The organism is Flagellimonas meridianipacifica (assembly GCF_003001695.1).
Classification (GTDB): domain Bacteria; phylum Bacteroidota; class Bacteroidia; order Flavobacteriales; family Flavobacteriaceae; genus Flagellimonas; species Flagellimonas meridianipacifica.
Genome location: NZ_PVYX01000001.1, coordinates 291,073 through 311,085 on the forward strand (window position 1 = coordinate 291,073; position 20,013 = coordinate 311,085).

The 20,013-nt window shown below is 43.8% G+C and carries 10 protein-coding genes and 1 tRNA gene; 3 read left to right on the plus strand and 8 right to left on the minus strand.

Going from position 1 to position 20,013, the window contains the following annotated elements; genetic code table 11:
* Positions 1–5 precede the first annotated feature (5 nt).
* Positions 6–794, minus strand: a complete 789-nt coding sequence (locus tag CLV81_RS01280) for a nucleotidyl transferase AbiEii/AbiGii toxin family protein (protein ID WP_245911889.1) — start codon at positions 792–794, stop codon at positions 6–8.
* Positions 795–831: 37 nt separating this feature from the next.
* Entirely contained in the window at positions 832–1,833 is a 1,002-nt protein-coding gene (locus CLV81_RS01285; RefSeq protein ID WP_106143260.1) for a type IV toxin-antitoxin system AbiEi family antitoxin, read from the minus strand.
* 590 nt (positions 1,834–2,423) lie between these two features.
* Between CLV81_RS01285 and CLV81_RS01290 the strand changes: the two genes are divergently transcribed.
* A complete protein-coding gene (locus CLV81_RS01290; RefSeq protein WP_106143261.1) occupies positions 2,424–2,639 on the plus strand; it encodes a hypothetical protein in 216 nt (71 codons plus the stop codon).
* Positions 2,640–2,691: 52 nt separating this feature from the next.
* Here CLV81_RS01290 and CLV81_RS01295 read toward each other — a convergent pair whose 3' ends face one another.
* Both CLV81_RS01295 and CLV81_RS01300 read right to left on the minus strand, forming a co-directional pair.
* On the minus strand, positions 2,692–3,945 hold the full coding sequence (locus CLV81_RS01295; protein WP_106143262.1) for a type II toxin-antitoxin system HipA family toxin: 1,254 nt from the start codon (positions 3,943–3,945) through the stop codon (positions 2,692–2,694).
* Positions 3,946–3,947: 2 nt separating this feature from the next.
* Positions 3,948–4,235 carry a helix-turn-helix transcriptional regulator gene (locus CLV81_RS01300; RefSeq protein WP_106143263.1) on the minus strand — a complete coding sequence of 96 codons (288 nt, stop codon included), beginning with the start codon at positions 4,233–4,235 and terminating at the stop codon, positions 3,948–3,950.
* A gap of 70 nt (positions 4,236–4,305) precedes the next feature.
* Here CLV81_RS01300 and CLV81_RS01305 point away from each other — a divergent pair, with 70 nt between their 5' ends.
* Together CLV81_RS01305 and CLV81_RS01310 are read left to right on the plus strand one after the other, a co-directional pair.
* The gene (locus tag CLV81_RS01305) at positions 4,306–4,515 is read left to right on the plus strand and encodes a hypothetical protein (protein ID WP_106143264.1); all 210 of its coding nucleotides are present in this window, start codon (positions 4,306–4,308) and stop codon (positions 4,513–4,515) included.
* Positions 4,516–5,018: 503 nt separating this feature from the next.
* Positions 5,019–5,091: transfer RNA gene (locus CLV81_RS01310), tRNA-Met, on the plus strand.
* 261 nt (positions 5,092–5,352) lie between these two features.
* Here CLV81_RS01310 and CLV81_RS20635 read toward each other — a convergent pair.
* The 4 genes from CLV81_RS20635 to CLV81_RS01325 form a co-directional block, all read right to left on the minus strand.
* On the minus strand, positions 5,353–5,523 hold the full coding sequence (locus CLV81_RS20635; RefSeq protein WP_170068316.1) for a DUF6747 family protein: 171 nt from the start codon (positions 5,521–5,523) through the stop codon (positions 5,353–5,355).
* Positions 5,524–5,800: 277 nt separating this feature from the next.
* Positions 5,801–7,741: an OmpA family protein gene (locus CLV81_RS01315; RefSeq protein ID WP_106143265.1), complete on the minus strand. Its 1,941-nt coding sequence runs from the start codon at positions 7,739–7,741 to the stop codon at positions 5,801–5,803.
* A gap of 10 nt (positions 7,742–7,751) precedes the next feature.
* Positions 7,752–8,687: a PorP/SprF family type IX secretion system membrane protein gene (locus tag CLV81_RS01320; protein WP_245911890.1), complete on the minus strand. Its 936-nt coding sequence runs from the start codon at positions 8,685–8,687 to the stop codon at positions 7,752–7,754.
* Positions 8,688–8,703: 16 nt separating this feature from the next.
* A complete protein-coding gene (locus CLV81_RS01325) occupies positions 8,704–19,560 on the minus strand; it encodes a PKD domain-containing protein (protein ID WP_106143267.1) in 10,857 nt (3,618 codons plus the stop codon).
* Positions 19,561–20,013: the final 453 nt, after the last annotated feature.

Below are 20,013 nucleotides of genomic sequence, written 5' to 3' on the forward strand. Positions count from 1 at the left end.
TGTGTTTAATTAAGTTGGTTGATTATGTTTTCTATACTATTTAACACCTCTTCAAACGAGAATGCCTTGTGCGTTTCTATAATTTGATTGATCAGTTTACTGTCTTCCTTTTTATTGTTTTCAGCAGTTAATATTTCAACTATGGAAGCTTTGGTTTTTTGATGGGTTTTGAGCAATTCATTGATATCCTTACCTAAGAGAGTTGCGCCACTAGTTATTGTTGAAAAAGGTTCAACTCCATAAACTTCATCATAATGTTCCATAGCAGCTCGCTCTGAATTGATATTGAGATAGTTTTCTAAGATGAATCCCATATCATCAGCGTCCTTGTTATTTTTATGATTTCGGTCTTTCCACGCGGCTATTTTCAATAAAAAAATACCACTAAGGGTGGCAATTTTAATATCAGTCTCTTTATCGATACTAATGGATAAAGCTGCTTCATCGGCAGCCGAAAATCCTAAGACTGACATAGCAAACTCTTCATCGGGCGGCCAGAATATTCTACTATCCTGTTTCATTATTTCTCCAAAAGGCACAATATCCAATTGAAACTTACCCTTATAGATAAAGCGTTGTTTTTGGTTCTTGTCTTTGGTAAAATTTTCAAGACTTATAATTTCCTCTTCAACCTTTTTCCATTGTTCCCAATCGTTGACTGTTATGGCGATATCGAGATCATGTGTTAAGCGACCAGATTTTTCATTATGTAATTCCATAATGATGTCTCTTGCCGTAGCTCCAATCACAAAAAAGGAGATTCCTGCCTCTTTAAAGTATTGTGTAAGCTCCATTAAAATGGGCTTTAACAGCGGATGAGTGAATCTACTGCTAGATATATTGTAAGTCATTCTCCAATATTTGTTTTGCCGTTTCTATATTTCTGCCGTAACCGCTATTAATCAAATCAGCATATACCAAGAGGGCAGGGGCTACACCAGTGTCATCAAAATCATTCTTCCAAAATTTTTGTAATACTTCAATTTCCCCATCTTCACTTGGCACTAATCGAAGCACCTTAGCCAATTCTGATAGTTCTAGGTCAGTAAAAAGAGTGAAGTGTTCCGGTCTTAGATTATTGGTAAGAATAGCGCCACCAGGCTCCCCACCCCAAAGAATTGTTCCAAGATTAGTATTCGTATTTATATTTCGCCAATGTTGTAAATAGTCTGGATCAATAAAACGCATACGTTTTCTTACGATACGTGGTCTAAGAACTTCATTGTATTCGACAATCCATCGTTCTAAGAGTGCTCCTGTGTTCTTAAGAACACGTTTATCACTAGTTTTTAAAAGATAATTTAAGTCTTCAAGCTCTGCCATAACATTGCTTACTGAACCTATAGAAACATCTGCCTTTTCTGCGATTTTTCGGTAAGAATCCTGAAGGTGTTCGGGCTTCGACAAAAGATGGAAGAGTATCTTTAAACCAGCCTCTTGAAAGGCACGAGATTGATTAGTTTTTTCTCTTTTGACCTTCTTTTGCCCCTCAATATATATTACTAAATCATTGTGCTTGATAAAGGCATTGCCAGCTACATCGATATAATTGATAAGACGTTCCTTCAATTCCTTTGCAGCCATTTTAGAAATATACTCAGCAATTAAAATAACAGGCCTACTGTTATTATTTTTCATCTCCTGTAGTTGAGATAAAACAAGACCTTGATTAGAAGTTCTAACAGCAGATTTTGCTTCGACGATGAATTGCTCGTTTTTGATGCGCAATAGAGCGTCATAATTTTGACGGCTACTATCTATTTCTATAGGAATGTTTATGAGCTGCTCAAGCTTAGAAGTGGCTTCATATATAAAGTCATTGTTACGATACATAGTTTTTTATGTTCATTATTTTCATTTGTTCAGCGACAATGAACATTCAAATATAATGAACACTTTGTTAAATGCAAAATATTCTTGTATACTATTAATGATGTATCCGACAACAAGTTTTCTTGCCTTCAAATACCTCCAATATAATAAGGGTTTGAAATGAACAGTTTGAAAGCCGATTTAAATCACTGAGAAATTTCTGACAACCTTAGAACTAAAATAAGTTGCGAAGAAAACAGATAAGATACATATTAAAAAAGCACTTCACTCAATAAAAAAGGCAGCTACATTCTTATGTTAACACCTGTTTTAGGCTTCCACATATTGGACTCAAATCAAGCCCCCCGATTAACAGCCTGATACTATATCCAATTGAACAAAAGGGGATTCCCTTTATATAAAAGTTAAAACTGGTGACACTCTTTACAGATTGCACCTTGTGTAAAGAGTTTAATGTGCGGCGAGAGTTTTAATATCTTCCTAAAAAGTTCAAAAAAAAAAAAACGATACGTTCATAAATACCCCTCAAATTGATTTAACTTTCTCTTTAACAGAATTTGAAATATATTTAGCACCTACCAAAGCCGACCATGACTGAAAACATAAGAAGATTGTTCAAGCTGATGGACCATAATACCAAGGAGGAAGCCTTGGTCTGCCTAAAGAAAGAGTTTAACCTCCAAAATAGGAAATTAATAATAGACGGATGGATTTTAGGTGGACTAATACCCGAGGCCTATCAAGAAAGAACCGTCAAATTGTTTCAAAATCTACTTAGGAAGCAGCAGGCTTTAAAAGCTAAATAAAAAGAACGGAATTTAAGACCATAGTTCAAATTAAGCATTAAAATTTATGTCGTTATTCCCACCTAAAGGCACCTTCCATTAGCTGCACTTCGCTGTTCTTGATTCCTAATTTCTTAGCCACATCTTTCCAACATCTAACTGCTGTCAATACTTCACTCAAAATGACATTCATTTCCTTTTCATTTAAACGAAAATATTCCCCAACACTTTTAGCCAAATCAAAGTTTAAAGCATTATCATCCATATCAATATTTAGAGATAAACCATCCTTTTCAATCGATGGATTCAAGTCATAAGCGGGTGAGAGCACCCAACCCTTATCCCGTAAAATAAAACCGTGGTTTCGCAAATGGTCGTCGGTGTTTGAGATGGCAATATTAAATACAATGCGTCGCCAAAGTTGGTGCAAGTTGGCTTCGACATCAACTCCGTAATTCTCAATAAATTCCACAATTTCGAGATAGTTTGGGGATGCATCTTTAATGGTCTCTTCTGTATTCCCTGTCATGGTCATTGCCGAGGCAAAGTGTATGCGTTTATCCTCTTCCCTATCAAAGCGTTTGGTCAAGAAAGTATGATGTTGGCCGCTGATTTTTTCCACTTTGGATTCTGCCATATCGATGCCGGCAGCTATGGCCAATCGATAGGCCAAAAATTCCCATAGCGCTTTGTCAATTGTATCTGTTTTGGATGAAAACTTTGCAATCCACAAGTTTTTCCTTGTATCAAAAACATTGGCCTTGGGTCTGGCACCACCCAATGAGGAACCTGGCGCAATCAATACGGCGATCCATTTTTTCAGCGCTTCATCCTGAGCATCACTTTCCAACTGTTTGACAGCTTCCTGCAAGTCGCCCAAGGATGACCAGGGCGGTGTTGGCGTCTGGGCATCGTTATCCAAAAACGGACCTTCCAAGTCGGTCTTAAATCGTAAAGCGCCCATTCGGCTTTCATCAAAAACACCTAGTAGATAATCTATTTCGTAAAGGGCTTTTGGCTTTTCATTTTTCGCCCGAGCATCTTGTGCAGCCCTACGTTTCATAAGGGTTTTGCCCCAAGTATCAGGCATACTGTCTAGAAAAATGCCAAAATTCTCTTTGTTGGTAGGAAACTGTGGCCCGGAATAAAACTCAATGTCAGGGTCGAGCAAACGCTGTGCATCGGTTTTTAACCACGCTTTATCGTATTCAAAACTGAAGGCTTTCTTTCCTTTAGCGAAATGCGCCGATAGCGTACCGATGAGGGTTGGTTTTTCTAAACAGACCCAATCTGCAAAAACATATATGTCAAACTTTCCTTCTGCCATTATTATAATAAATCAAGGTCTTGCAGTTTTCTTCCGAATTCATCGTCTACTGCTAGCTTTTTAAAATCCTCTTCAAGATTCAATACTCTAAACACATTGAAGTAAGAACCTATGGCAACCTTTGGGTCACCCTTTTCTATTCTATACAATGTAGTTCGGTTAATTCCTGCGCGTTCGGAAACCTGCTCGGTCGTAAGCTTTCTTCGCTTTCTCGCCAACTTTATATTCTCGCCCAACTGCTCAAAAATCTTATGGTACTTTGGCAATAGAATAGCTTTCTTAGGATTCATTTTGTTGCATATTTTCCACAAATTTAATATTTATGTTGATATTATGCAACATTTATGATAATTCACTAGCATGTACAGCATTTTCAATCCAGACCACCATTTGTCCATTCCCATGGGCCTACCCCATGTGTTTCGATTCCGACCGCCAAATGATTATACTCTAAGCGAGATTGAAAAAAACTACATTTGGTTTTCTGACAGGGATTCGTTGAATGACGAAATGGATTCAAATCCAGAATTTGTGAAGCTTTCATACATATCTTTATACATTCCAGAATAAGAATCTAGAGGATATGGTCACCTATCAGGGGACAAGTTACACCACTTAGTAAACTACCATTTGACAGTACTCCAAATTCAAAAAGTTCAATTAAATCCTGTCATCGTAGTTTAAGACCATCTGTTTGTTATCAAAGAATATTGACCCCGCCATCACTATTTAACTATTGAATATCAATATATTACGAAACTATTCACTATTGGCTTTTAGCCTATTTCGAGTAAAATTTTTGTAAAAGCGAGCATCTTACCGAACAAAATTTACAAAGTACAAGCCTAGGAAACCAACATAAAATTGACCTCAACACCAACTATATCAATCCGGTACAATTACAACTATAGCATGGAATATGAAAGGTGTTAGAATTTTGTTTTTTAAAAATAAATCGTACTTTTACCTTCTTGAAAAGCGTACACGCGACCGAACAAAACGGGCATTTTCAAGAAATTTGACGGAATTATTAACCTTTTGGCTTTCAAGGGCTTAGGATTTAAAATATACATCGCGGGGTAGAGCAGTAGGTAGCTCGTCGGGCTCATAACCCGAAGGTCGCTGGTTCGAGTCCAGTCCCCGCTACTATTAAAATAAAGGGTTTCCAAAAATGGAAACCCTTTTCATTTGTTCTGGGTACAACATAGGTACAACATTTTGAAGTCCTTACAGCCCCATTTTAGATGATATTATTCAATATTATATTTAATTATTTTGTACCACAACATTTAATTGGTGTCCTTAAATACGTTGACTTTAAAGGCCTATTGTTGTATTGAATGTCTCATGGTCAAATATGGCGAGATAATCACTATAACTACCACTAAAAATTCAAATGGACATTGTTTAATCCCAAGCAAATCCTGTCAACAATCTATAGCAAAAGGCGTACAGGACCACTGCAAGTAGAGCGGTGCAAATCCAAAAGTAGATTTTAAAACCATTTTTAAGAATTTTGTGTCCGAGGTTACGGAAGGCCTCCGCATAAATCTTTTTAAAGAGTAAAATTTGGTCCATAATGATTTGGGTTATAAGTTCAGTACAAACCTACGCCCACTGTCGGCATTAAAACCTTCCACTCTGATAATCGGTTTTGATTTTCGGTAAAACATCAAGCTTTTGGTGAGAATGCCCTATGGTGAAAGATTATCCAAATTCTAGTTTGGACAAAGGGTTGGGTTTAACCGATAAATGTCTCTCGTTACCATGTATTGCAATTATACTGGAGGAAATATGGTCTCGTCACAGCCATTCCCGAACTTTTTCCACAATGCCCGTAAACTTGTCATCACCATCAATCCAAAGTGACAATGATAAACTCCGATCTCCGGTTAATATCATGTTCTGAATTGGAACACCGCACCCCATTGGAACAATGGTTCAACAATCTCTTTTCACCGTATCCTATGGCACTTTCTATTCGATTGCCCTCTATCCCTTGGGATACGATATAATTTCCCGTGGATTTGGCACGACGGTCCGATAGTTTTTCATTGTACCTATCACTGCCCCTAGAATCCGTGTGGGATTCGATCTTGATGACCATTTTGGGATATTCCTTCATGACCTCCACGATTTTGTCAAGCTCCTGCGCTGCATCGGCCCTGATATCCGCTTTGTTGAGATCAAAGTAAATGTCGTCAATCTTGATTTTCAACACCCCATTTTCCATGACTATCAATTTGTTCAATTCCTTGGTCATGATCAAGGGGACATTGTTGGTCTCTCCCAAAACTTTACCTGTACTGAACTCCTCGGATACCCCATCATATCCCTCCTTGGAGACCTCAATGGAATAGCTCTCTTCACAATCCAATATGTTTTCAAAAGTAAATGCACCATAGGCATCCGTATTGCCAGCGGCAATCAATGATCCATCTTTCTTCTTTAATTCAACGATGGCATTGACCACAGCTTGGTCATTGGCTTTTCTGAGTACTGTTCCCTTAACAAACTGTTCGCATTTGGGTTCCAACCGTCGAAAGGAATAAATATCATCATCACCTGTTCCCCCTTCGCGATTGGATGAAAAATAGCCTCGGTTGGAAGCTTCATCCACGATATACGCAAAGTCATCTTTGGGGCTATTAATCAGCGGCCCCAAGTTTGAAGGAAGTGAAAAACTATTTCCCAATTCACTCTCGAAGATATCCAGTGCCCCAAGACCTAAATGTCCATCCGAGGCAAAATATATTTTTTCATTGGTCACAAAGGGGAACATTTCCCTTCCACTGGTATTGATAGTGGGCCCTAGGTTGACAGGCTTCGAATAGTTTCCGGTACGGTCAATGGATACATAATAAATATCGGTTCCTCCAATACCTCCAGGCATATCGGATACAAAAAACAGTTTTTTACCATCAGGACTTAATGCTGGCTGTCCGGTGGAGTAATCCCTACTGTTAAAAGGTACTTCCTCCGGAAAGGTCCAATACCCCCCTTCCAACTGTGTGCGATAGATTTTAAGGTGATTGGTGCCAGTACTGTCCCGTTCGAGGTTTTTGGCTGTATAATTATTCCGGGTAAAATACATAATAGTACCTTCCGGGTTGAAGGTTGCTCCGGCCTCGTGGTATTTCGTATTGATGTTATTACCAAATATCCTGATATCCACTAAATCACTGCCCAGTTGTACGGTATCTGCCTCATAAAGGTTGAGATAGGGCTGCTTGTTCCATTCGTACACCCGTGTATGGAGTTTCATGGTATCCCTGCTAGAGGCGAAGACAATCTTGTCCTGATAATACATTGGTCCAAAATCGGCCAAGGTTGAATTCAGTGACAAATGGGTAACCACAAATTGGGGTTGGCGATTTCGAAGTTCATCCAGGGCGAGGTCATTATCACTGAACTGGGAAACCTCGAAATCATCCCCATTGAACTTTTCAGCATAGATTTTCATCAGTGCTTTGGCAAGAGGATAGTTCCCAACTCCTTTCAACGTATGGATATACCTGAAAATGTATTTTGCGGCCAGTGTTTCCTCATATTTGGAGAAGAGTTGACCATACCACTTTACAGCGTTGGTCATATCGGAGTTATAATAATAGATATCCCCTAAGCGTTGCAGGGTTTCCTGGGAATCGTCCCCTTTTTTTGCCAAGCGCTCATATTCAGCAGCAGCTTGGATGTAATGATAATTGTGATATTTTTTTTCCGCTCTTGAACCTTTGTCTTGGGCAAATCCAAAACTGAAAATCAGTAATACCGTGATTATATGGATAGATGTTTTCATAAATTTTGACTTAGTAGAATCTTGGGGATTTTAAACGCTTTTCCTGTGTCTTTAATTCGAAGCGGAGAAATACCTCATGGGTTCCGCTATTGAAGTTTCTAAGGTCGGTTGTGGTACGGTCGTAAGCATAGCCCACGTTCAATGCCGGCGAAATCTGTAGGCCCAACAGGCCTGAGAAAGAATCATCCCAACGATAGGCGATTCCGGCGGTCACCGTCTCCCGGATCATGAAGTTTGCCGACAGATCTGCTATCACCGGAGCCCCAGGCACCCACTTGACAAAAAATGCGGGCTTGAACTTGATATCCGCCGATATGTCCCTGACCAATCCACCGATCAAAAAATAATGGAGGCGTTCGGTGGCAATCTCCTGGGTCGCCCCGTCATAGTGGTCCTCCGAAAAGAAATTGGGGATGGCAAAGCCAAGATACGAACGTTCTGTATGGTAATACGCTCCCGCTCCCACCGTCGGGAAGAACCGGTTTTCTATGTTATTTTGGAAAGCAACATCTGGGTTTCGAATTAGACCCTCAGAAAAGTCCACGTTAAAGATACGTCCACCTGCCTTCAGTCCGAAGGAAAGCCTTTTATTGTTTGCCCCGACCTGGATACTGTACGAAACGTTGCCATCCAAAAACAATTCATTGGAAGGACCAAGTTCATCATACGTGGCAACAACCCCTAAACCTACTTTCTCACTTACGGGGCCATCGATTGCCAAAACCTGTGAGGTGGGAGCCCCATTGATGCCAACCCATTGTGAGCGATGCATCCCCAAAATGGACAGGTGCCCTCTTGAGCCCGCATACCCGGGATTTACCGTTATGGTGTTGTACATATACTGTGTAAACTGTGGGTCTTGCTGTGCTTCCAACTGAAATGATATCAGCACGAACAGAATCAAAAATGCTTTTTTGAACATTGTTTTTAATGGTATTGTTTTCATAATTGCCGATATCATTTTAACGATTGATGTATAGCCAGTCCGCGATGGGTTCCGAACCATCGCCCAGATCTAAAATGTAGTAGTAAGTGCCTACGGGCAGAAACTCTTCCTTTTGGATGACTGCCCGTCCATTGGATATTCCGGCGAACTCATTGTTATATCCCTGGGCCTGGAATACCAGATTGCCCCATCTATTGTAGATTTTCAAGGTATTGTTGGGGTATCTTGAAATACAATCGATTTCAAAGGTTTCATTTACCCCGTCCCCATTTGGTGAGAACTCATTGTAGAATACCAGACAGGTTGGTTCGATGGATGCCGTATCCGAATCGTTGGCGGTATCCATATCAAACTGGTCCACAAAGGCCAGTTGGGCCACATTGAGGTAATCCTCAATATCCAATACTTCCACCGTTAAGGTCAACGTAGCCGTCTCACTTCCATTTAGGGTGTCAATTTCCCAGAAGCCTTCAGATGCATCGTAAGCGCCTAAGGTGGCGGTAGCGGTGATAAATCGATAGCCGTTGGGCAATTGCTCCTCGATACCGATGTTGGTTGCTGGCAATGATCCGTTATTGGTCGCCGAAATGGTAAAGTTGATTTCATTGCCAATATTTGGCCTTGCGTTGTCAACGGTTTTTACTACAGCAATATCTACCGATTGAGGCATAATTGTGATACTGGCCTCATCATCATCGGGAATTCCATCCGCTAGGTCGTCCGTGTCAAAATCCGATGTAGCATCACTATCCGGGTCGGCTTGGTTACTAGCCGTAATCTGAACACGATTTGTATATTCCCCGTCGGTCCCAGTTGGTGCATTTACCCGGGCCAAGATGACCAAGGTCTCAGTAGTACCATTTGGGATGACCCCATTGGTATTCCAAACACCTGTATTTTCATCATAAGTACCGGCTGTGGCCGTGTGGGCCTCGTAAGTAAACCCAATGGGCAATAGCTCATTGACAACAACACCGGAGGCATTGCTATCACCACTATTGGTCAAATTAATAGTGAACTCGATCACATCACCAACATTTGGTTCGATATCATCCACTGTTTTGGTGATCGATAGATCGGCCAAGCCCGTTGGTTCCGGATTTACCGTATCCTGATCATCTTCAGAGTTTAAGTTGTTATCTGGTGAAGAATCAGGATCGAAAGTGTCCAGAGCAATCAACTCCGCTGTATTGCTGTACTCTCCATTGGACAATACCGTTGCAACAATCACCAAAGTCTCTGTGGTGCCATTTGGAAGAGATGCAATATCCCAAGAGCCAATAATCTCGTCATAGGACCCAATGGAAGTGGTCGCACTTACAAAATCATAACCACTGGCCAAAATATCCTCGATTACCAATCCGGCGGCATCACTTGGACCATCATTGGTGATGGCCACGGTAAATGTGATATCAGTACCCACTGATGGAGCGAGATTATCCGCTGTTTTCACCACAGAGATATCTGTGATAACACGAGGCAGGGTAACTTGCCCGTCCTGATCATCCTCATTGGGGTCATTATTATTTGGGGTTGAGTTCGGATCCAACTCATTGATTGCAATCAATTCTGCTGTATTTGCATAACTTCCTGTGGTATTAATGCCTACTGTGATATCCAAAGAAGTATTGGTATTGGCCGCTAAACTTGCTACATCCCAGATGCCGCTTGTAGGGTTATAGGTGCCCGCCCCACTATGCGATACATAGTTATATCCTGTTGGAAGCTGGTCCAACACTTGAATTCCAGTTGCCTCGCTTGGGCCATCATTGCTCAAATTCAGTGTAAAGGTGATTTGATCCGAAACATCAGGAAACTCATTGTCCACCATTTTGGTCAAGGAAATATCGGCCAAAGGAATTGGGATAGTAGCTGCCTCGTCGTAATCATCTTCTGCAATAACACTATTTCCAGGAACAGAATCCGGATCAAGATTATCAGAATTGGTTATTTCCGCACTATTTGTATAAACGCCGGTTGGGTTTACAGTTGCCTTTATTTTAAGCGTTTCCGTTGTTCCATCAGATAAGCTTCCATTCAATTGCCAGGCTCCTGTATTTTGATTGTAATTTCCAGCTGTTGCAGTATTTGAGATGTACGTATAGCCATTAGGTAGCAAGTCTTGTACGATTACGCCCGAAGTGTCACTTGGTCCATTGTTGGTAATGTCAATGGTAAACTCCACTTCATCTCCGACCAAAGGTGTGGTGTTGTCCACAGTCTTTACAAGATCAAGGTCCGATACTAAAACAGGGGTTGGCTCAATAGTTGCCTGGTCGTCTTCCGTATCATCATTGTTTGCTGGAAGGGAATCAATATCATCTTCATTTAGATCGGTCAGTTCCGCGGTATTGGTATAAATTCCATTGGGTAAGACCGTTGCCTGAATAACGATGGTCTCAAAAGTACCATCAGGAAGGTTTCCTACTGTCCATGAACCATTGAGTGGTTCGTAAGTGCCAACAGATGGAATCGCTGAAACAAATTCATAACCGGATGCCAACAGATCGGTCACTACAACGGTAGTGGCATCACTGGGGCCATCATTGGTCACTGTTACTGTAAAGCTGATGTTACCTCCTATGTTTGGAGTATTTGTATCGGCTGTTTTGGTAACGGAAACATCCACAAGTTGTCGTGGAGTGACCACTACTTCATCTTGGTCATCTTCGGATGGTGTGGTATTGTTTGGTGTAGAATCCTGGTCCAACTGGTCGTGGGCAATAACTTCTGCGACATTAACATAGTCCCCAGTAGTATTGACCGAAGCCGTAATGTTCAGAATTGCGCTGTTCCCATTGGCCAAACTTGCAATACTCCATATCCCATTTCCGGAAACATAAGCTCCTCCACCATCATCGGATACATAGGTAAAGCCCGAAGGCAGTAGGTCCAATACCTGGATACCTGTAGCTTCACTAGGTCCTTCGTTGGCAACCGTTAGGGTAAATATTACATTGTCATTTACATCAGGTGTAGTTGTATCCACTGACTTTGTCAAAGCAAGGTCCGCCACTTGTATTGGTGTTACCACAACATCATCTTGGTCATCCTCGGCCAAAATATTATTGTTGGGAGTGGAATCCACATCGAAAATGTCCGTTGCAATAATTTCGGCCACGTTGGTGTAGTTTCCTGTGGGATTGACCAAAACATCGATTACCAAAGTTTCAGTATCCCCGGCTGAAACGTCTCCTACCTGCCAAATACCTGTATTTTCATTATAAATTCCTGAAGTTGCGCTGTACAGGACAAAATCGTATCCCGATGGAAGCAAATCCTCCACTATTACATTATCAGCGTCCACACTTCCCACGTTGAACACTGTAATTTCAAAGCTGATCTCAGTACCCACCAAAGGTGTGGTATCGCTATCAACAACTATTTTGGTCAGCTCCAGGTCTCCAATGTTAGGAAAGACCTCTAATGTGGTTTCATCATCATCGTCCCCATCACCATTTCCATCTTCATCAACTGTATTGTCGGTTGTAGGATCACTGTCCGGGTCAAACTGGTCACTTGCCGTGATTTGGGCACTGTTCACATATTCATTGGGTGCACCTGTTGGTGCATTCACCGTTGCTTCATAGGTTACCGATGTACTTCCGCCATTGGCAAGTACGGTCAACCCAGCCCAAGATGCGGTGTTTCCAAACAAGGAACCTCCATTATTGACCGTGGTCAATGCATATCCACTTGGGAGGATGTCTTCCAATGCGACTCCTGTGGCCACATTGGGTCCAAGGTTGGTCATTGTTAAGGTAAAAGTGACGGTGTCCCCGACATCTGGCGTTGTATCGTCAACTGATTTGGCCAAACTCAGGTCCGCTTGTTGTGGAACTACGGATATGTTATCTTCATCATCTTCACTTTGGTCCCCATTGTCGTTATTGGGTGTACTGTCCGTATCGAATTGATTGGCTGCAGTGACCTGGACTTGGTGCTCATATTCACCAGTAGTGCCGGTAGGTTCCAGTACTTCGGCATTGAACGTCAAGGTCAAGGTATTGCTTCCAACAGGCACCGTTAGACCGGACCAGTCGATATTGGCTCCGCCCAAGGAACCACCATTGCTGATTCCGGTTACGTTTCCAAATCCAGGAGGTAATACATCCTGTATGGAAACCCCTGTGGCCAACACATCACCCAAATTGCTTAAATCTATGGTGAAGGTAACAACATCACCGACATTGGGACTGGAATCACTTACATTGATGTCCAACTCTAAGTCAATAATCTGTGGAGTGATAACAAAGAAATCCTCGTCATCCTCACTTTGATCGCCGTCATCATTGAAGGGTTCACTATCTGGGTCATCTTGATCACTGGCTGTAATCTCGGTAATGTTCAAATATTCATCTGGGAATCCATTGGGTGCATTTACCGTTACTTGATATGAAACGGTAGTGCTACCAACCGGAAGGGAGGCAATGGTCCAACTTAAAAAAGTTCCTGCAATGGCTGTACCGCCATTGTTTATTGTGGTCAGATTCAATCCCGAGGGCACCTCGTCCTCTAGGACTACATTGGTCGCTGTATTTGGTCCAGCATTGGTCACTGTCAATTCGAAGGTGACCGTATCCCCAACATTCGGAGTGGCACTGGATACCCCGGAAATATCTTTAACAAGACTAAGGTCTGCGGACTGAAGCGCAAAAGCAGCACTGTCCTCATCGTCCTCACTTTGGTCCCCATCATCGTTATTAGGTGTACTATCGGAATCGGGCAGGTCGGACGCGGTGATCTCTCCTGTTGTCGCATAACTGCCAGTGTCGTTGATGGTTACCTGGTAGTCCAGGTCCAGGGTCGCGCCATTGGCCACATCCAAACTGCTCCAAGTGATGGTACCGCTGCCCGGGTTGTACACACCACCGTTGGTGATGCTTCCAGCAATGATGTCCATTCCGGATGGCACTGCCACTGTGACCTCTATCCCGGTCCCGGCACCGGTCTCTACGGCATCGTTGTTGAATACCGAGACGGTATAGTTTACGGTATCACCCTCATTCCCGTTGGGGCTTGAATTGTTGATACTCAGTTCCAGGTCGACCTGTTCAAGGGATACCTGCGCACTGTCCTCATCATCTTCGCTCTGGTCCCCGTCATCGTTGTCGGTACCACTGTCAGGGTCGTTCTGGTCGCTTGCCGTGACCTGTGCCGTGTTCAAATATTCGTTCGTTGCACCGGTAGGTGCGTTCAGTGTTGCGGTGAAGCTTACGGAAGAAGAGCCACCGTTGGTCACCGATAGCCCGGACCATGTGATGGTGTTTCCAGACTGCACGCCCCCATTGTTTATGGTCGCGATGGTATATCCCGAAGGGACCACATCGGCAAGGTTTACTCCTGTTGCATCGTTCGCTCCACCATTGGAGACCTCAAGTGTAAAGGTAACCGTTTCCCCAACACTTGCAGTGGTAGGGAGTACTGTTTTGTCCAGGCTCAGGTCTGCGGACTGAAGCGCAAAAGCAGCACTGTCCTCATCGTCCTCGCTCTGGTCCCCATCATCGTTGTTGGGGGTACTGTCGGAATCCGGAAGGTCGGATGCTGTAATCTCTCCCGTTGTGTCATAACTGCCAGTGTCGTTGATGGTCACTTGGTAGTCCAGGTCCAGGGTCGCTCCATTGGGCACATCCAGACCGCTCCAGGTGATGGTACCGCTGCCAGGGTTGTACACACCACCATTGGTGATGCTTCCCGCAACAATGTCCATTCCGGATGGCACTGCCACTGTGACCTCTATCCCGGTCCCGGCACCGGTCTCTACGGCATCGTTGTTGAATACCGAGACGGTATAGTTTACGGTATCACCCTCATTCCCGTTGGGGCTTGAATTGTTGATACTCAGTTCCAGGTCGACCTGTTCAAGGGATACCTGTGCACTGTCCTCATCATCTTCGCTCTGGTCCCCGTCATCGTTGTCGGTACCACTGTCAGGGTCGTTCTGGTCGCTTGCCGTGACCTGTGCCGTGTTCAAATATTCGTTCGTTGCACCGGTAGGTGCGTTCAGTGTTGCGGTGAAGCTTACGGAAGAAGAGCCACCGTTGGTCACCGATAGCCCGGACCATGTGATGGTGTTTGCAGACTGCACGCCCCCATTGTTTATGGTCGCGATGGTATATCCCGAAGGGACCACATCGACAAGGCTTACCCCTGTTGCATCGTTCGCTCCACCATTGGAGACCTCCAGAGTGAAGGTCACCGTTTCCCCAACACTTGCCGTGATGGGAAGTACCGTTTTGTCCAGACTGAGGTCTGCGGATTGCAGGGTGATGCTTGCAGTGTCCTGATCATCCTCTGAAGGGATATCGTTATTTGGCGTAGAATCAGGATCAAATTGATCACTACCTGTAATCTCCACAGAATTGTCATAATTTCCACTTCCATTGACTGTGGCATCAAAGGTCAGGTTCAATGTGTTTCCATTGGTGACGGAAAGATTGGACCAATCAATGGTAAAATTACCTGGATTGTAGACACCATCATTACTAACAGTCCCTAAGACCAGGGTATAGCCCTCTGGTATTACATCCCTAACGGCAACTCCGGTTGCATCAGAGCCCGCAGAGACATCATCATTGAATATGGAAATGGTAAATGTTACCGTATCTCCTGGATTAGCTGTCGTGGGGCTAACCGTTTTTGTCAACTCCAAATCGGCCAAGCCGTCAATAGTGATTGTGACCGTATCACTTTCGTCCGTACAGATTCCGTTCGAAACTGTCCATTGAAACTCATAGGTTCCAACATCTGTGCCGATAACATCTGTTGCTGGGTCGGTATCATCGATAAAAGATGCGGTAGTAGGTCCCGAAAGCTGCGTCCAGGTTCCAGAACCGACTGTTGGTGTTGTTGCACCTAAAGTGACCGTTGCGAATTGTTGCAAATTTTGATCGGGACCAGCTTCTGCGGTAACGGGTTGTGAAATAATTTCAACTTCCATGGTATCGGTAAGGGAACAACCTCCATTGGTTGCTGTCCATGTAAATTCGTATATGCCCGGTTCCAAATCCAAAACCAACGAATTCGGGTTGTTGACCGAGGTAATGTTTGCTGCTGTTCCAGGGTCGGTTACACCCGGGCCCTCTGTTTGGGACCAAGTGCCCGTGCCTGTGGTCAAGGCAACCGCATTTAAATTGGTCTGGGTTGCATCACAGAATTGTTGATCGGGACCGGCATTTGGCTCTGAAGGTGGATCATCGGTAAAAGTGATATCCACGGTATCCGTGGACGGTGCACAAAGCGAAGGTGCTGTAAAAGTGGTACCATTGGTAACCGTCCAAGTGAGCTGATAAGTTCCCAAGACAGTAATATTTGATAAAGTCGTGGTTGGGGAGTTCGGGCTGTCTATTACCGCGGCTCCTCCTGAAGGGTCTGTTGAGAACGTCCAGGTTCCTATACCCACTGTTGGTGCCGTTGCGTTCATCTGCACGTCCAATTGACAGGCATTGGGCTGGTCCGCACCAGCATCGGCTGTCGATGGCGCATCAAAAACTTCTATACGGACAACATCTGCCGTATTGGCACAGTTGCCCGATTCAAAATTCCATTCCAAAATATAAATACCGGGAACCGAAAGACCTGATAAGGTAGAGGTAGGGCTATTCGGCGAATCTATGGTGGCGACACTCCCAGAAGGTTGTTCGGCAAACCGCCATTCCGCATTGGTAACATCCACAGGAGCTGTATTTCCCGCCAACGTGGTCTGATTGGGTACGACAAGGTCGCCCTGACAGAGTATTTGGTCCGGCCCCGCATCTGGATCTACCGAAGGAGCTGTACTGGATACTACGGTAACTTCATCGAAAGTAGAAGTACACGAACCTCCATAATCTGTTGTGAACCTAAAGATATAGGTGTTTCCAGGGATGATGGTCACTTCAGCCACATTGCTATTGGCAGGGTTTTGGTTTATTGTTGCTACCGGAGCACCATTCGCAGTTTGGGTCCAAGTTCCTGTAGATCCAAAAGTGGCCTCCAACAAAAAATTTGTTGTTTCACAAAAGTTCAGATCTGGTCCCGCATCCGCAGGAACAAAGACATCGACGTCCAAGTCTGCAAATGTGGTGGGACAGTTGCTATCCCCTACTATGGTCCACCTAAAAGTATAAGAACCAGCGACCAAATTGGTGACGTTGGTATTGGGATCGTTCACATCTGCAATGGTCGGGGTGTTCGGGGCGCCGGAAAGTAATGTCCAAAACCCGGTCTCCACATTGGCATCAAAAGCGTTTCCTGACAATATGGTATTCGTAGCGTTACAGATTGTCTGATTGGCTCCGACCGATGCCGTTGTGGGTGGAATTCCGACGGATAGGGTCACTTGGTCCGAATCGGTGGAACAGGTTCCATTGTCAACGGTCCATTCAAAAATGTACTGTCCCGAAAATCCAAAGGTGAACTGGGCCGTTGGGCTCGTACCATCATCTATGGTGAAACCGCCTGGTCCGGATATTTGTGTCCATTGACCACTCCCTGTGGAACTGGTGGCTGCCATGGTAAAAGTATTAGAGCACGCAGCTTGATCAGGCCCTGCATCTGCCGAGGCCGGAACACCAATAGTGATTTCCACATCATCAAAGGTGGATTGGCATCCTGCCTTTGAAATGGTCCAAGTAAGGACATAGCTTTGTTCAACTGTAATGTTGGCCGTTGTATTGAACAATGTGGTATCGGTAAATGAAATCCCTGTTGCCGGCACAGCGGTCCACAGACCTGTTTCACCAGCTTGGGGAGCATTTCCGGCGAGGTTTACCACTGTAGTACCCGTGTTTAGACATTGGTCACTCCCAGCATCTGCCAAAGTTGGCCCTGGAGTTCCACTTGTGGTGACCGTTACAGTATCCGAACCCGGTGCGGGACATGTATTGTCATTAGGGTTTTCTATGGTCCATCTAAATATGTATGTTTCATTGGCATTATCCAATCCAGATATCAATGTATTTGGGTCATTGGCATCTGCAAATGAAATACTGGATCCAACTGGAGCGGTTTCCACGGTCCAGGTTCCTACCAAGTTGTTTGTGGGAACGTCTCCAGCCATTTGAATAGGGGCCCCAAAACAGACCAAACCTTGGTCAGGACCTGCGTCAACGACTATCGGCGCATCTGAAGAGACCTCTACCGTAACAGTAGCTTCTGCAGCGGGGTCACATACGTTTCCACCAGAAATACCATATTGAAATTCATATACCCCAGGTACCAATCCTGATATACCAGTGGTCTGGTCGAATGGACTATCTATAGTAGCAGTGTTCGGGCCACTTAACTGTGACCACAATGAACTACCAGTGGTTACCGTATTTCCAGTTAGAGATGTTGTGGTTACATTACAGGCCAATACCTGACCGGTACCCGCATTGGCGCTTGTTGGAGTAAGTGAAATCGTAACATTGATGGCATCCGTAGCTTCATCACATCCCGTTTGGACCGATCCGCTCACCACTCTTCGGAACAAAACGGTATAGGTTCCCTCAACATCAAAATCAATACTCAATGGAGTGCTTCCCGTGTTTTGAAAATTGTTGGAATTGACCAAAGTGGATGAAGCAGGTCCGCTTACTATGGCATAGGTATTTGAACCATTACCTGTAGTTGTAAAGGGAATATCTACCTCTGTTTGGCCACATGCGGCAATGATGTCATTACCACCATTCGCCGTTATAGTTATTGGATTGGTCGAATATCGTATGGTTGTACTCGCCGAATCATCACAACCTGTGGTGGCATTGGCAATGGTATAGGTGAACACATACGTACTGCTGCCATCCAATCCAGAAACCTGTGTGGTGCTGTTGGATGGATTTAAAATACTGGCCGCCGGCCCAGAGGTCTGTGTCCATTGTATGGTTTCCCCAGAAAATTGGGGCTGGGACCCTACCAAGGTCGCCGTGGTTATACCAGGGTCACAAAAACGTATTGTACCGTCCTGGGTACTTGCATTGGAAATATCCTGGGTTGCCTCGTCCACGGTAATGGTGACTGTATCCTGACCTGAAGCACAGGGGCCTACCACCGTCCAACGCAACACATAAGTTCCCTCGATAAGATTGGAAACTGTAGACCTATTATTGTTGACATTTGCGAAATTAGGTGTACTGGGTCCACTTACAAAGGACCATGTACCAACCTGACCGTTGATATTGTTTCCACCAAAACTACCATCAAGAGTTGTGGACTGGGTAACGGTATAACAGTTGTCCAGATTTTGGTCGGCTCCTGCATCTACAGGTGATTCGCCCCCATAATTGGTCACGGTCATGATGTCAAAGGATTCACAGTTTTGACCCGGTGCATAATCAGGTCCCGTGATGGTCCATCTTAGTGTGGTGGTGCCTGCACTTCCTTCGGGCAATGTTATGGTGGATGTAGGGGAGTTCGGAAAATTTATGATAACACCGGCACTATTTCCACCATCAATAGTCCATAGACCTGTTTCACCTGGGTTGAGAGGTGTATTTGCTATGATTGATATGTTTCCAGTATTGTCTGGACATGAGGCCACATCTAGACCGGCATCTGCCGTCGTAATGGGCTGCACAGTAATATCTACATCTTGGAATTGTGTGGTACCATCGGTACAGGTTGCCGTCAGTCTAAAGGAATAGATATTTCCCCCTATCAATCCATTGATAGCTGTGTTAAGATCGGAAGGGTCCGCTATTATTACCGAGGGACCCGCTACTTGAGACCATGTTGGTCCGCTTTGCACCAGACCTGTTGCGGAACCGGAAAGGGTAAAGGGTGAATTTTCGCAAATGGTCTCCGCAACCCCGGCATTGACCGAGCAATTTTGCCCAAAAGTGTCTTGAACCGAAGAAAGCAAAACAACTAAAAATACAAAGGTTACTTTAAATTTACCTGACAATAGAAACATAGCTACAGATGTTTAGATTACATTATTTCAAAGAATTTTCAAACATATTATTAAAATGTCAAAACCATAACAATATGTTGTCATTCGTCGATAGGATGTTGCCAATACGGGTGTAATCGATGAATGGATTTATAAAAATGTAATTTTATACGTGTTAATTAAATCTTAAGACACACGATTTCATTGTTTGTCACTTTTGAAGTTTTTGCTTTTATCAATGAAACAACAGGTAATTTTATCCGTGCTTTTTCGAGAGGACCTTACCAACTATCGGATATAAAGAATTTCATAAATAGGGACTTACTGGCATATTCTCAGAAATGTCCTTTTATAATTTCCTTTGGCAAGGCCCGTTCATTGGATAACCTATGGGAATCCAAATTCCATGAAAACATTTTTAAAAAGCATGGTTCAGTGGTGTTTTTTGCGTGGCAACAAGCTACATCCCGAACC

Excerpts from the sequence above, each read along its gene's own strand:
- CLV81_RS01300 (WP_106143263.1), bottom strand. The coding sequence starts at position 4,235 with ATGAATCCTAAGAAAGCTATTCTATTGCCAAAGTACCATAAGATTTTT.
- CLV81_RS01325 (WP_106143267.1), bottom strand. The coding sequence starts at position 19,560 with ATGTTTCTATTGTCAGGTAAATTTAAAGTAACCTTTGTATTTTTAGTT.
- CLV81_RS01315 (WP_106143265.1), bottom strand. The coding sequence starts at position 7,741 with ATGAAAACATCTATCCATATAATCACGGTATTACTGATTTTCAGTTTT.
- CLV81_RS01285 (WP_106143260.1), bottom strand. The coding sequence starts at position 1,833 with ATGTATCGTAACAATGACTTTATATATGAAGCCACTTCTAAGCTTGAG.
- CLV81_RS01320 (WP_245911890.1), bottom strand. The coding sequence starts at position 8,687 with ATGAAAACAATACCATTAAAAACAATGTTCAAAAAAGCATTTTTGATT.
- CLV81_RS01290 (WP_106143261.1), top strand. The coding sequence starts at position 2,424 with ATGACTGAAAACATAAGAAGATTGTTCAAGCTGATGGACCATAATACC.
- CLV81_RS01280 (WP_245911889.1), bottom strand. The coding sequence starts at position 794 with ATGGAGCTTACACAATACTTTAAAGAGGCAGGAATCTCCTTTTTTGTG.
- CLV81_RS01295 (WP_106143262.1), bottom strand. The coding sequence starts at position 3,945 with ATGGCAGAAGGAAAGTTTGACATATATGTTTTTGCAGATTGGGTCTGT.
- CLV81_RS01305 (WP_106143264.1), top strand. The coding sequence starts at position 4,306 with ATGTACAGCATTTTCAATCCAGACCACCATTTGTCCATTCCCATGGGC.
- CLV81_RS20635 (WP_170068316.1), bottom strand. The coding sequence starts at position 5,523 with ATGGACCAAATTTTACTCTTTAAAAAGATTTATGCGGAGGCCTTCCGT.